The sequence below is a fragment of the Methylobacter sp. S3L5C genome (assembly GCF_022788635.1).
Taxonomy (GTDB): Bacteria; Pseudomonadota; Gammaproteobacteria; order Methylococcales; family Methylomonadaceae; genus Methylobacter_C.
This window is the reverse complement of sequence record NZ_CP076024.1, coordinates 538,842-551,161: the sequence shown is the minus strand read 5'-3', so window position 1 is coordinate 551,161 and position 12,320 is coordinate 538,842. Positions and strand designations below refer to the sequence as shown.

The following is a 12,320-nucleotide window of genomic DNA, read 5'->3' as shown; positions in this document are numbered from 1 at the left end:
AAAGAGACAATATGACTAAATGTGCGGCCATACAAATGGCATCAAGTCCTAATATCGGTTTTAATTTGTTGGAAGCTGAAAAGCTTATTGCGGAAGCGGTTAAAGCCGGTGCAAAGCTGGTTGCTTTACCAGAAAACTTTGCTTTGATGGGGAATCATGAAGCTGACAAGCTTAAGGCAAAGGAAGTCGAAGGCTCAGGGCCCATACAAGATTTTTTGGCGACAGTCGCAAAAAAATATGCGGTTTGGGTGGTTGGCGGCACCATTCCCATGGCGGCTGATGACAATAACAAGGTGCGTGCAGCTTGTCTTATTTATAACGATAACGGCGAAAGAGTCGGTCGTTACGATAAAGTACATTTATTTGATGTCAATGTTCCTGGGACTAATGAAATCTACCGTGAATCAGATTCCATTGAGCCGGGTACTGAATCGCTGATTGTTGATACGCCTTTTGGCAAGTTGGGAATCGCTGTTTGTTACGATCTGCGGTTTCCGGAATTTTTTCGGAAAATGAGTAATGAGGGTGTCGATATATTGGTGGTTCCTTCTGCTTTTACTGCTGAAACCGGTGCTGCTCATTGGGAAGTATTGCTGCGTGCGCGTGCTGTAGAAAATCTTTGTTACGTGATTGCACCCAATCAGGGTGGTTTTCATATTAACGGGCGAAAAACCTTTGGTCACAGCATGATTATTGATCCTTGGGGCGTAGTGCTGGATTGTTACAAAACCGGTGGCGGTTATGTTTTGGCTGAAATAGATCCTGAGCGACTGGAAAAAGTGCGGGAAGCATTTCCGGTTTTAAGCCATAGACGTTTTTTTTGTGAATAATATGCAATCAATCATTAAAAGTTTTCTGCTTGTCATCCTGTTGGTTTCTTGTGGTGGCAATGATAGTCGTTATCGGGATACTCAAATGCTGGAGCATCCCCCGGCAATTACTATTAGTAAGCCAGGTGCGGAGTTACGCGTTATCGATAACAGTAAAATCCCCAAGAAGCGCCATGAAGCAGGCTTGGGTGAAGATGTTTATATGACGACATCAACACCGCCACAAATGAGAATCAAGCAATCTCTTGATGATGCCTGGAGTACACTGGGTCTGGCATTAAAGCAAAGCGACATTGAAATAACCGATCGTGAGCATGATAAAGGGCTTTACTATGTACTTTATGACCCTGAAAAATCTTTTTTTAGCGGCAAGCATAATGAGGCAATTTATGTGCTAACGGTTGAAAGCGACGGTGCAGAGACATTAGTAAGTGCTACTCTTGGTAATGCGGCTGAACAAAGTAGTGCTGGTGGCCGTGGTAAAAAGCGTGGCGCGGATAAAGATAACAGTTCAGCCGAGCTTGCCGATGGCGCTGAAAAATTATTGCAGTCATTGTATGAAAGCATACGTAATGATTTAAAAGAAGAATAACTAAGGTACAAGGTACAAGGTGAAAGGTTCAAGTTTCAAGGTTAAAGCGAATATGGCTTATTTTTGAAACTTGGGTCTTGAGCTTTGCGCCTTGAACCTTGAACTTTAAACCTTTATTTTGATGTTGTGATGGAACTATTAAATCTTGCAAGACAAGCTATTCTGATACCTGCCGGTATTCAAGATGGCGATATTGAAAAAATTATGAGCCGGTTGCTCAGTTCGCCCGTTGATGCTGCCGATATTTACTTTCAGTCCAGTCATTCTGAGTCTTGGGTAATGGAAGGCGGGATTATTAAGGAGGGCAGTCATAGTATTGAGCAGGGCGCTGGAGTGCGCGCTGTCTCCGGTGAGAAAACAGGCTTTGCTTATAGTGACCGAATTGAACTGTCGGTATTGCTGGAAGCCGCAAATAACGTTAAAGCCATTGTCAGGCAAGGGCAAGATGCCCAGGTTGGTTTGGTAAAAGCCGCTGGTTGGCCGATGTATTATCCGGTTACCAACCCATTAAAATCATTGGCTGATCAACAGAAAATAGATTTATTACGTCATGTTGAGAGTGAAACCCGTAAACTGGATTCTCGCATAGAAGAAGTGATTGTCAGTCTTAGCGGTTCGCATGAAAGTATTCTGGTGGCCAATCAGGACGGCTCGTTAGCTGCCGATGTAAGACCCTTGGTACGAATGAACGTCACCGTGATCGTCGAAGAAAACGGCCATCGTGAACAGGGCAGTATGGGAGGCGGTGGTCGCAGTGATTACGGTTATTTTATTGATCAGAGTCGGGCACTGGAATACGGTAAAGAAGCGGTAAGGCAGGCATTGGTTAATCTGGAAGCAGAAGAGGCACCGGCAGGTAATATGACCGTGGTATTGGGGCCGGGTTGGCCGGGTATTTTGCTGCATGAAGCCATCGGTCACGGTTTGGAAGGTGATTTTAACCGTAAAGGCACATCGGCCTTTAGTGGTCGTGTCGGTGAGCGGGTTGCTTCCAGTTTATGTACCGTGGTCGATGACGGCACCTTACAAGGTCGTCGCGGTTCGTTAAGTATTGATGATGAAGGTACGCCGACAGAAAAAACCGTATTGATTGAAAACGGTATTCTTAAAGGTTACATGCAGGATAAACTTAATGCCCGTTTAATGGGGGTTAAGTCCACCGGTAATGGTCGTCGTGAATCTTACGCAAGTTTGCCTATGCCACGAATGACCAATACCTACATGTTGCCGGGATCTCATAACCCCGAAGAAATTATCAAGTCGGTAAAAAGAGGACTGTATGCCAAAAACTTTGCCGGAGGACAGGTTGATATTACGTCAGGCAAGTTTGTATTTTCGGCCAGTGAAGCTTATTTGATTGAAAATGGCAAGATAACCCGTGCCGTTAAAGGCGCGACGCTTATTGGTAACGGTCCTGACGTTTTAACCAAAGTATCCATGGTCGGTACCGATCTTGAGTTGGATAGTGGCGTTGGCACTTGTGGCAAGGAAGGACAAAGTGTGCCGGTTGGCGTCGGTCAACCGACCATGAAAATTGATGGCTTGACGGTTGGCGGGACGAGTGTTTAGGGTTTATCCAGACATGAATAGTCCTGAATTACTCATGACTTTTGTTTGTTTTCAAGGCCTAAAAAATAGTTTATAAGTTGGGTGGTCGGTTGTTGCGTAACCCAACATTAATGCCTCGTTTGTCGATTTAGGCTATCAGTAACATGATTTACTCAAGATTTAAGAGAATACAGTGCAAAACCAAGAAGAAATTAATCGTTTAAAAAATATCGTTCAAAACTTGTTGGACGAGGCAAAAAAACAGGGTGCCAGCGCCGCCGAAGCAGGTTTGAGCCAGGAAAATGGCTTGTCTGTATCAGCGCGTCTGGGTGACGTTGAAACGATAGAACATCATTGCGGCCAAGGTCTTGGTATAACGGTCTATTTTGATCAGAGAAAAGGAACTGCCAGCACCACCGATTTGTCACCGGAATCTATTAAAGAAACGGTTGGCGCAGCCTGTAGTATCGCACGTTATACCAGTGAAGACAGCTATGCCGGATTGCCGGAAGAAGAACGGTTGGCAACAGAGTTTCCCGATCTTGATCTTAATCATCCGTGGAACCTCAGTGTTAATGACGCGATTGCCCTGGCTATTGAATGCGAAGATGCAGGTCGTAGTTATGATGCTGAAATCAGTAATTCTGAAGGTGCATCAGTTAATACCCATCAGGGTATCCATGTAATGGGTAATAGCATGGGATTTCTTCAGGGCTATATTTCAACCCGCCATTCTTTAAGTTGTTCGGTTTTGGCGCAACGCGGCGATAGTATGCAGCGTGATTACTGGTATAGCGTATCAAGAAACGCCCTGGATTTGGAAGCTGCTGCTGACATAGGCAAGAAAGCCGCTGCACGGGCGCTCAGGCGTTTGGGTGGACGCAGCTTGAGCACCCGGCAATGTCCAGTTATGTATAGCGCAGAAATGGCAGCAAGTTTATTGGCTTCGTTTATTGGTGCAATCAGTGGTGGTAACTTATACCGCAAGTCTTCGTTTTTACTGGATGCGCTGGACAGTCAGGTTTTTCCCGAATTTATTCGTATCTACGAACAGCCGCATTTAAAAGGTGCCTTGGGCAGTGCTGCATACGATGGTGAAGGCGTAGCAACCTCGCCTCGCGATATTGTCAGTGACGGTATTTTACGTGGTTATGTGTTAAGTACTTATTCTGCACGTAAACTGGGAATGCACACTACCGGCAATGCGGGTGGTGTGCGTAATTTAACGATAGATTCAGGTACCCTTGATTATCAGGGCATGTTAAAAGAGCTGGGTACCGGATTGTTGGTTACCGAGTTAATGGGGCAGGGCGTTAATATGGTGACTGGCGATTATTCGCGCGGTGCCGCAGGATTCTGGGTGGAAAATGGCGAGATTCAATATCCGGTTGAAGAAATTACTATTGCCGGTAACCTGAAAGATATGCTAAAAAATATCATTGCCGTGGGCAATGATATTGATTATCGTGGCAATGTTCGTACAGGTTCTATATTGGTTGAACGTATGTCGATTGCCGGGGAATAATCGGTTGTTATTTTAAAAAAGACTATCACCACGAACGACTGCATCCATGCAAGTCGTTCGTAGCGAATAAGCTATATGGCTTATTGTATTTTTATAGGGCTTTTACAATATCCTCTATTAATTGTGGCCCACAATAAATCATGCCGCTGTAAATTTGCACAAGACTTGCTCCTGCCTGCAATTTTTCCTGTGCATCTTCCGCACTTAAAATCCCCCCTGCCGCAATAATCGCGATTTTTCCCTGACATTCAGCGGCCAAGCCACGTACAACATGAGTGGCTTGGTCTTTAACGGGCGCGCCACTTAAACCACCGGCTTCATGGGCCAATGGATGTCCGGCAATCCTGTCTCGGGCGATAGTTGTATTGGTGGCAATGACACCGTCTATTTCAAATTCCAGCAACAATCCGGCAATATGCGTTATTTCATCATCGGTTAGATCCGGAGCAATTTTTATAGCCAAAGGTACATAAATACCATGCTCTTGTTGTAGTTTAAGTTGTTCTTCTTTTAAAGCAGCAATCAGGGCTTTTATTTCATCACCCTGCTGCAATTGACGCAGGTTTTTAGTGTTGGGTGAAGAAATGTTAATGGTAATGTAACTGGCAGATGTATAAGCTTTACGTAAGCCAATCAAGTAATCGTCAACCGCATTTTCAATAGGCGTGTCGAAATTTTTACCGATATTAATACCCAAAATATTGCTGTAGCTGCTTTTTTTTATCTGGCCGAGTAAATGGTCTATGCCTGAATTATTAAAGCCCATACGATTGATAATCGCCTGGTGTTCAGGCAGTCTGAACAAACGCGGTTTAGGATTGCCGGGTTGTGGGCGTGGCGTTACCGTGCCTATTTCGACAAAACCAAAGCCTAATGCGCCTAGTGCTGCAATGTAATCACCATTTTTATCCATGCCGGCAGCAAGACCGACAGGATTTTTAAAGTCCAATCCCATGACTTTTACAGGTTTATTGTCAATGGTTGGATAGATCAGTTTGCCCAAGCCGGAAACATGCGCGACGTTTAACAGCTTAAGCGTTACTTCATGGGCAGTTTCAGGATCAAGTGAAAATAACAGGGGGCGTAATAAAGGATAAAGGTTCATAAGTTTGCCGTTAGGTGGTCTGATTTTATAGGTCTCAAGTTAAAGTATTTCACCACGAAGAACACGAAGTTTTTACTTGGGTTTTTCTTCGTGTTGAATCAATCAATCAACCAATCTGCTTAATTTATAAGGCTCAGGCGCTATTGCAGTAGGGCGATTTAAAATAAGATCAACTATCAGTTGTGCAGATGCAGGTCCCATCACCAGTCCGTTTCTAAAATGGCCGGCATTAATGCTCAAGTTACAGATTTCAGGATGTTTGTCGATATAGGGTACACCGTATTCAGTACCGGGTCTTAAACCTGCCCAATGGTGAATTAGCGGGGCTTTTTTAAGTGCCGGCAGTAACGTTAAGGCAAATTCAGTTAATCGGTCGCGGGCAGCGGTTGTTGTGCTTTTATTGAAGTTATCGTGCTCTACCGTACTTCCCGCCAGAATTTTTCCATCACGTCGCGGAATCAGGTATTTATCTCCGTCCAACACCATCGCACGCAAGGTTTCCGGCTGGGCATTAAATATCAACATTTGACCTTTAACGGGAGCAATTTTTGGAGCATTCCTCATCATATCAGGAAACAGTTGCTGAAATAATTGCCCCGTCCAAGCGCCGGCAGAAATAACTAGCTGGTTAACAGTTAATTGTCCCGTCGTCGTGTGGATTTTGGTAATCCGGTCTTGTGTCAGAGTAATACCGGTTAATTCACAATGTTCCAGTAAAGTCACACCCTTATTAGTCAGATCCTGTTTCAATGATTTAATTAGTCGGGGGTTACGAATCTGGGCAATTTTAGGCAAAAAAAGCGGATTATCAGGAGTGGTATCCAGTTCGTTAAAAAAACCTGCTCCAGGTATTTCAAATTCTATGTTGTTGGTGTTGCACCAGTTTAGTGCTGCAGTAATGTCAGGATTTTTTGTGATCAGTAAGCCGCAGGGCGTCCATTCCGGATCCAAACGGGTATCGTTAAGCAGTTGAGCGCTTAAATCCGGATACAAGGAATGGCTTTGTATGGCCAGACGAGTAATGGCATCGTCTTGCCGCCAGGGGCAAAGCGGCAGCAAAATACCTCCCCCTGCCCAGGATGATTCCTGTCCCAACAAATTTTTTTCGATAACCGTTACGGTTGCACCGGCATTAAAGAATTCTCTGGCAGTCAGCAAGCCGATAACGCCGCCGCCAATAATAGTAATATCCGTTGTTTTAGTCATGGTCGATAAAAGTCAAAAATCAGAAAGTGGGTTTGTTGTATTGGAACATGGCAAGGGGGGCTTTTTTAAAGCAAAATGTAGTGAATTAATAATGCCCTTTTAATGTTTTTACCCTGGCTAATACAGAAAATACAGCAATATAAATGATCATTCTACTGGTTTCCTGCTTAATATGCGTTAAGTTCTAAGTCTTGATCTTGTCAACAAGTAGCTAGTTAACTATAGTTTTGGTGTAGCAGGATTCACTTAAATGAAGGCTAAATGGTTTATCATCAATTACCTGATTTTAAGCTTTTCAGTATTCAGTTGAAGGATATTCTACGTTATTGGTTGAATCAATCTAATGGTGGTTGTGTTGTTTTTTTGTTGTTTTTTGCATACAGCTATATAAGTAAAATAAAGTTTACATTGTTACTTGTTGATAAATAAGGATAAAATGAAATAAAAATAATAACTTTAATGCTTGTATGGAAATAGATTTACTGCTACTATTCGTACCGTGAAATCAAATTTGTTGTATTAAAGCAAATGATCATAAATCAACATCCCATGAGGGGGAATCAATGACTAATAAAAAAAATAAAATATATCTGGGCGTAGCCTTGGCAACTTTAACAATGGCAGGTGCTCTGGTTTCTCCACAGGCGTCAGCATTGAATAAAGCAGAACGTATGGCCGAAGCGGCAAACAGCAAAGCCGAAGTCTTGGAAGCTCAACTGAGACTCATGCAGGATGAAATTGCCAGCTTAAGAGCTCAAGTTAGCGGTGCGGCACCCGCTGGTGCAGTAGCAGCTGATACGCAAAAAGTTCAGGAACTGGATGCCTGGATGACTTCAGTCAAGTCTGAGCCGGTTGTAAAGAAAGTTAAAGATAATATGTTGTATTTCCGTGGTGGTTATACCGGAAATGATGAAGCTATGGCGGCTACGACCAACACCGTTAATGGTGTAGGACAAATGGTTAATACCACCGAGGGCCACAGCGGTGGTTGGAATTTTGGTGCCGGTATTGATTTTAGCCTGAATGATGACCTGTTTGGCTTGATGGATAATACCGAGCTACTGGGCGAATTGGATCTTAATTATGTCGATTTGGGTACATTTACTTCTGGTATAACTCCTACTTTAGTAAGTTCTGCTTTGCCATCTTCAACAGCAAGTCAAAGTATGTTGAGAATTAATGCCTCGCCAAAAATAAAATTCATGAAAGATAGTAAGCTCAGACCTTGGATTATTCCGGTCGGTTTTACTTTAAACATTATCAGTCCACCATCTCAAGCTAACACCATAACCGAGCTAAAGCCCGGTATGAACTTCGGTACGGGTGTGGATTACAATATCTGGAAAAGTTTATATGTTGGTGCTGATGTGCGTTATTTCCTGGCAACTTCTTCGCTTGATGGCACTAATGTTAACGGTTTGACAGCAGGTGGTTCACTCGGTTTCGGTTTCTAAGCACTTCGCTTAAAGCTTTAGCTGATAAAAAAGGAGAGTCTAATGGCTCTCCTTTTTTTTGCTTGAAAAACATAACCACGTTTTAATGCAAAAGGTAGGGCATTATTTGATAGTTGAATCTTTTTAACTTAGACTTGTGTCACTTTATGTATACAAAAGTATCACTTATACATTTTCAGATAAAAGCCGTTCAGTGAGCGGGCGACTAGTTACGAAAATTTAAACCAGTTTAAACAATGAAAACCCTGTACCCTGAAATAATCCCCTATCATACTTTCTTTCTTGAAACTGGCAGTAAGCATACGGTTTATGTAGAGCAAAGTGGCAATCCTGACGGTATTCCTGTTGTTTTTCTACACGGTGGGCCGTGTTCAGGAACCAAACCCGATCATCGACGTTTTTTTAATCCCGAGTATTATCAAATTATTCTTTTTGATCAGCGCGGCTGTGGTTTGTCTTTACCTTTTGGCGAACTGGAGAATAATACAACTCAGGACTTGATTGATGACATGGAACGTATCCGGCAACACTTGAAAATAGATCAATGGTTGGTTTTTGGTGGCTCTTGGGGGGCTGCACTGGCCTTGTTATATGCTCAGCAGCATCAGGACAGGGTCGTCGGCATGATTATTCGCGCGGTATTTCTGGTGCGGCAACAAGATTTCGACTGGTTTTCCAAGAATGGTGTTAATCGAATTTATCCTGAGCAGTGGCAACGATTGCTTGAAAGCATTCCGGAACATGGCAGGGAAGATTTGGTACAAGGGCTATGTGATGTGTTATGGGGTGAAGATGAGGTCGCCCAAAGACGGGTTGCCAAGGAATGGATGGCTTGGGGTGGGCAGGTAGCGTTAGGAAATGATTATAAGCACGGCCGCCAAAGCGATCATGTTACTGACAAAATGGTTAAACAAGTGCGTATGGAATTGCATTATGCCAGGCACGCTTATTTTATTAAGGAAAATCAGATTCTGGAAAATTGCGCTATTTTAACCAATATTCCAACCATTATTATTCATGGTCGTCAGGATTTGGTTTGTCCAATAGAAGCCGGCATGAAACTGCATCAGGCACTACCTCATGCCGATTATATCGTACTGCCCAACGCTGGACACATTGCCCAAGGCCTCGAAATGATTGACGCGCTGGTTGCTGCCACCGATCACTTCGCAGAGAAACTGGCTTGAGACTTGACGGTCGGAATAAGACCACCACGCGCTCCGCTTGGGTGGTCTTATTCCGACCTACGCCAGATGGTTTTATGAGGTGAAAGGTTAAAAACTATTTCACCTTTCACCTTTCACCTTTCACCTTTCACCTTTGTATTATGACTCAGAAAAAACGCTTGATTATTGCCATGACCGGGGCAACCGGTGCTGTTTATGGCGTAAGGATGTTGCAAATTTTGCAGGCGCAGGAAGAATGGGAAACACATCTTGTTATATCTGATGCGGGCGTGGTTAATTTAAAGCATGAAATGGATATAAAGCGCGCAGAACTGTTTAAGTTGGCCGATGTGACTCACGGTATTAATGATATTGCCGCCAGTATTTCCAGTGGCGGTTTTAAAACAGAAGGAATGATTATCGCTCCGTGCTCAATGAAAACGCTGGCGGCGGTGGCTCATGGCTTTGGTGATAACTTGATTTCACGATCAGCTGATGTGGTTTTAAAAGAGCGGCGACGGTTGGTTGTTATGCCGCGCGAAACACCTTTAAATTTGGTGCATATCAGGAATATGGGGGTTGTGACGGAAATGGGTGGCATTATGTTTCCACCGATGCCGGCTTTTTACAGCAAAACCGATTCATTAACCGCTATGGTCAACGAAACAGTCGGTCGGGTACTGGATATGTTCGGAGTTAATGTTGAGGGCTTGTACACACCTTGGGAAGGCTTGTAGCGGGATTTCACCACGAAGAGCATAGCCGTAGGGGCAGACCCATGTGTCTGCCCTAAATTGAACAAATTAATTTAATCGGGCAAGCACGCAGGTTCGCCCCTACGTGTCTTTGTGGTGACTTAATCAAATGCTTAAGACAAAAGCTTTGAGTTTTTACTGTTACGAAATAATAGCGGCTTTTCATTAGCTGATAATGTGCTTCTGGCTGCTGAGTCTATTGCGTCCTGAATAACGCCATGATGTGGCGATTTGCTGCATACAGGGTCAGCATTACGCATGTCGCCCGTTAACAAATAGGCTTGGCAATGGCAACCGCCAAAATCCTTATCTTTTTCATCACAACTACGGCAAGGTTCTTTCATCCAGTCATCGCCTCTAAAGAAATTAAAGGCTTTTGACTGATTCCATATTTCTTCAACGCTATAGTCGTTAACATTGGGACAATCCAGCCCGGGTAAATCACGCGCAGAATGACAGGGCAGAGCTACGCCATCCGGTGCGATAGTCAGAAAGGTAGTACCCCAGCCATTCATACAAGCTTTGGGTCGATTTTCATAAAAATCCGGCACCACATAATAAATTTTCATTTTGCCGGCGACGGTTTCTTTAAATGCCTGGGCAATGGCTTCGGCTTTTTCAAATTGTTCTTTTGTGGGTAACAATAAATCGCGGTTAGCATGCGCCCAGCCGTAATATTGTGTGTTGGCGAGTTCCAGATAATCAGCGCCCAGTTCTTCTGCCATTGCCAAAATTTCCGGCATTTGGTGAATATTTTCACGGTGTATAACTACGCATAACACCATCGGGTAACCGTGTTTTTTAACCAAGTGAGCAACTTCTTTTTTGTGTTCAAACGATGCTGTACCGGCGATATGATCGTTTAATTCCTGAGTGCTGGCCTGAATGCTGACCTGGATGTGATCCAGTCCGGCCTCTTTAAGCTGGATAATTTTCTCTTCTGTCAGTCCGTAACCCGACGTAATCAGGTTGGAATAGTAACCAAGATCTCTGGCGTGTTTAACCAGTTCGGTCAGATCTTTGCGAGTAAGGGGTTCACCTCCCGAAAAGCCTAACTGCACGGCACCCATTTTACGGGCTTGAGTCAGTACGCGTTTCCAGCCTTCGGTGTCTAATTCAGTTTGATATTTTGCATAATCAATCGGGTTGGAGCAATAGGGGCACTGTAACGGACAAGCGTAGGTCAGTTCTGCCAGTAACCAGCGCGGCGGTGTAATTTTAGTTTTGATTAATCCAGCCATTTTGTAGTGCAACCTCCAGGAAAGCGGTAATATCGTTGGTAAGACCCGACGTGGAAAATTTGTGTTCCAGATCGCTGACAATTTGGGTAAGATTGCGCGTGCCGTCACAGAGCTTCAAAATTTCAGCTGAACTTTCATTAAGCTCCACCATACCTTCAGGGTAAAGAATGACATTTTTTTGTTGTGCTTCCTCCCATTGCAAACGGTGGGTAAGGGAAAATTGAATGGGCAGTTCCGGGTTTATAGTCATTTTTAATCGTTGGTCTTAAATAGTGGTTTTATAAAGATAGCGTGGCAAAATCTTCAACGGCCACCTGCATGATTCGCTGTGGTTGTCTTTGTCGATGAGTGATAGCAAGGTAGTCGTTTTCGATTTTTTGTAATACCTCCGCATCAAAGTATTGCTCACCGCAAAATGTACATTCCAGGCAAGGTACGTGTTCAACCACTAGCATTTGCTGATCTTTTTGATAAATGTAGCGCGTAGTTTTACTACTAAGGTGTTTGTGTCCACAAAATACGCACTGTTCTGACATTATGAATTACCTCGTTCAAAAGAGTTTTTAAACTTGGGTGGTGTAGGAATATAGACGGTAATAATTACCAGTGTTTTAACCATACATCCACATACTACATGAATGGGAGTGCCGTTATCAGCAAACCCTGCGACTAAACAGCTTACGCCTCGACCAGTATTTGTATATTGTTCAAGAATACGTCCGTTATATAAGGCTTGTGCTACTTGAATCAACGTTAAATTATCATTTTGCCGCTCTTGGTCGCCATGCCGTGAATACCGATAATCATTGTCACGTACGGCCTGTATTATCCAGTCTATTGCAATCATAGGGCGGCTTTGGGTGAAAATCAATTATGCGAAAAAGCTCTACATTAGGCT

General features: G+C 43.6%; 13 protein-coding genes. 7 read left to right on the top strand and 6 right to left on the bottom strand.

The genetic code is table 11. From position 1 onward, the window contains the following. Positions 1-11 precede the first annotated feature (11 nt). The 4 genes from KKZ03_RS02670 (at position 12) to pmbA (ending at position 4,495) form a co-directional block, all read left to right on the top strand. On the top strand, positions 12-830 hold the full coding sequence (locus KKZ03_RS02670) for a carbon-nitrogen hydrolase family protein (RefSeq protein WP_243219878.1): 819 nt from the start codon (positions 12-14) through the stop codon (positions 828-830). 1 nt (position 831) lies between these two features. Continuing rightward, entirely contained in the window at positions 832-1,422 is a 591-nt protein-coding gene (gene bamC, locus KKZ03_RS02665) for an outer membrane protein assembly factor BamC (RefSeq protein ID WP_243219877.1), read from the top strand. A gap of 129 nt (positions 1,423-1,551) precedes the next feature. Continuing rightward, positions 1,552-2,991, top strand: a complete 1,440-nt coding sequence (gene tldD / locus KKZ03_RS02660) for a metalloprotease TldD (RefSeq protein WP_243219876.1) — start codon at positions 1,552-1,554, stop codon at positions 2,989-2,991. Between the two features lie 172 nt (positions 2,992-3,163). Beyond that, positions 3,164-4,495 carry a metalloprotease PmbA gene (gene pmbA / locus KKZ03_RS02655; RefSeq protein WP_243219875.1) on the top strand — a complete coding sequence of 444 codons (1,332 nt, stop codon included), beginning with the start codon at positions 3,164-3,166 and terminating at the stop codon, positions 4,493-4,495. Between the two features lie 91 nt (positions 4,496-4,586). On the opposite strand, the gene KKZ03_RS02650 is transcribed toward pmbA, so the two are convergent. Together KKZ03_RS02650 and thiO are read right to left on the bottom strand one after the other, a co-directional pair. Further along, a complete protein-coding gene (locus KKZ03_RS02650) occupies positions 4,587-5,600 on the bottom strand; it encodes a quinone-dependent dihydroorotate dehydrogenase (protein WP_243219874.1) in 1,014 nt (337 codons plus the stop codon). A 102-nt stretch (positions 5,601-5,702) separates the two neighbouring features. After that, the gene (thiO, locus tag KKZ03_RS02645; RefSeq protein WP_243219873.1) at positions 5,703-6,806 is read right to left on the bottom strand and encodes a glycine oxidase ThiO; all 1,104 of its coding nucleotides are present in this window, start codon (positions 6,804-6,806) and stop codon (positions 5,703-5,705) included. A 563-nt stretch (positions 6,807-7,369) separates the two neighbouring features. Here thiO and KKZ03_RS02640 point away from each other — a divergent pair. The 3 genes from KKZ03_RS02640 (at position 7,370) to KKZ03_RS02630 (ending at position 10,163) form a co-directional block, all read left to right on the top strand. Then, entirely contained in the window at positions 7,370-8,260 is an 891-nt protein-coding gene (locus tag KKZ03_RS02640) for a porin family protein (protein ID WP_243219872.1), read from the top strand. A gap of 236 nt (positions 8,261-8,496) precedes the next feature. After that, the gene (gene pip, locus KKZ03_RS02635) at positions 8,497-9,447 is read left to right on the top strand and encodes a prolyl aminopeptidase (protein ID WP_243219871.1); all 951 of its coding nucleotides are present in this window, start codon (positions 8,497-8,499) and stop codon (positions 9,445-9,447) included. 140 nt (positions 9,448-9,587) lie between these two features. Beyond that, a complete protein-coding gene (locus KKZ03_RS02630) occupies positions 9,588-10,163 on the top strand; it encodes a UbiX family flavin prenyltransferase (RefSeq protein ID WP_243219870.1) in 576 nt (191 codons plus the stop codon). A 131-nt stretch (positions 10,164-10,294) separates the two neighbouring features. Here the strand turns inward: KKZ03_RS02630 and pqqE are convergent, their stop codons facing one another. The 4 genes from pqqE to KKZ03_RS02610 are packed head-to-tail and all read right to left on the bottom strand — an operon-like array spanning position 10,295 to position 12,269. Next, complete coding sequence (gene pqqE / locus KKZ03_RS02625) at positions 10,295-11,422, bottom strand: pyrroloquinoline quinone biosynthesis protein PqqE (protein ID WP_243219868.1); 1,128 nt, start codon at positions 11,420-11,422, stop codon at positions 10,295-10,297. Beyond that, entirely contained in the window at positions 11,400-11,672 is a 273-nt protein-coding gene (gene pqqD, locus KKZ03_RS02620) for a pyrroloquinoline quinone biosynthesis peptide chaperone PqqD (RefSeq protein ID WP_243219867.1), read from the bottom strand. Before pqqD ends, pqqE begins: the two co-directional genes overlap by 23 nt. Before the next feature lie 28 nt (positions 11,673-11,700). Beyond that, positions 11,701-11,958 (bottom strand): type II toxin-antitoxin system MqsA family antitoxin, encoded by a 258-nt coding sequence (locus tag KKZ03_RS02615; protein WP_243219866.1) that lies wholly within the window; start codon positions 11,956-11,958, stop codon positions 11,701-11,703. Beyond that, positions 11,958-12,269 (bottom strand): DUF4258 domain-containing protein, encoded by a 312-nt coding sequence (locus KKZ03_RS02610; RefSeq protein ID WP_243219864.1) that lies wholly within the window; start codon positions 12,267-12,269, stop codon positions 11,958-11,960. Before KKZ03_RS02610 ends, KKZ03_RS02615 begins: the two co-directional genes overlap by 1 nt. Between the last annotated feature and the right edge of the window lie 51 nt (positions 12,270-12,320).

Excerpts from the sequence above, each read along its gene's own strand:
- KKZ03_RS02640 (WP_243219872.1), top strand. The coding sequence starts at position 7,370 with ATGACTAATAAAAAAAATAAAATATATCTGGGCGTAGCCTTGGCAACT.
- KKZ03_RS02670 (WP_243219878.1), top strand. The coding sequence starts at position 12 with ATGACTAAATGTGCGGCCATACAAATGGCATCAAGTCCTAATATCGGT.
- pqqE (WP_243219868.1), bottom strand. The coding sequence starts at position 11,422 with ATGGCTGGATTAATCAAAACTAAAATTACACCGCCGCGCTGGTTACTG.
- pip (WP_243219871.1), top strand. The coding sequence starts at position 8,497 with ATGAAAACCCTGTACCCTGAAATAATCCCCTATCATACTTTCTTTCTT.
- KKZ03_RS02615 (WP_243219866.1), bottom strand. The coding sequence starts at position 11,958 with ATGTCAGAACAGTGCGTATTTTGTGGACACAAACACCTTAGTAGTAAA.
- KKZ03_RS02630 (WP_243219870.1), top strand. The coding sequence starts at position 9,588 with ATGACTCAGAAAAAACGCTTGATTATTGCCATGACCGGGGCAACCGGT.
- KKZ03_RS02610 (WP_243219864.1), bottom strand. The coding sequence starts at position 12,269 with ATGATTGCAATAGACTGGATAATACAGGCCGTACGTGACAATGATTAT.
- bamC (WP_243219877.1), top strand. The coding sequence starts at position 832 with ATGCAATCAATCATTAAAAGTTTTCTGCTTGTCATCCTGTTGGTTTCT.
- pqqD (WP_243219867.1), bottom strand. The coding sequence starts at position 11,672 with ATGACTATAAACCCGGAACTGCCCATTCAATTTTCCCTTACCCACCGT.
- tldD (WP_243219876.1), top strand. The coding sequence starts at position 1,552 with ATGGAACTATTAAATCTTGCAAGACAAGCTATTCTGATACCTGCCGGT.
- KKZ03_RS02650 (WP_243219874.1), bottom strand. The coding sequence starts at position 5,600 with ATGAACCTTTATCCTTTATTACGCCCCCTGTTATTTTCACTTGATCCT.
- thiO (WP_243219873.1), bottom strand. The coding sequence starts at position 6,806 with ATGACTAAAACAACGGATATTACTATTATTGGCGGCGGCGTTATCGGC.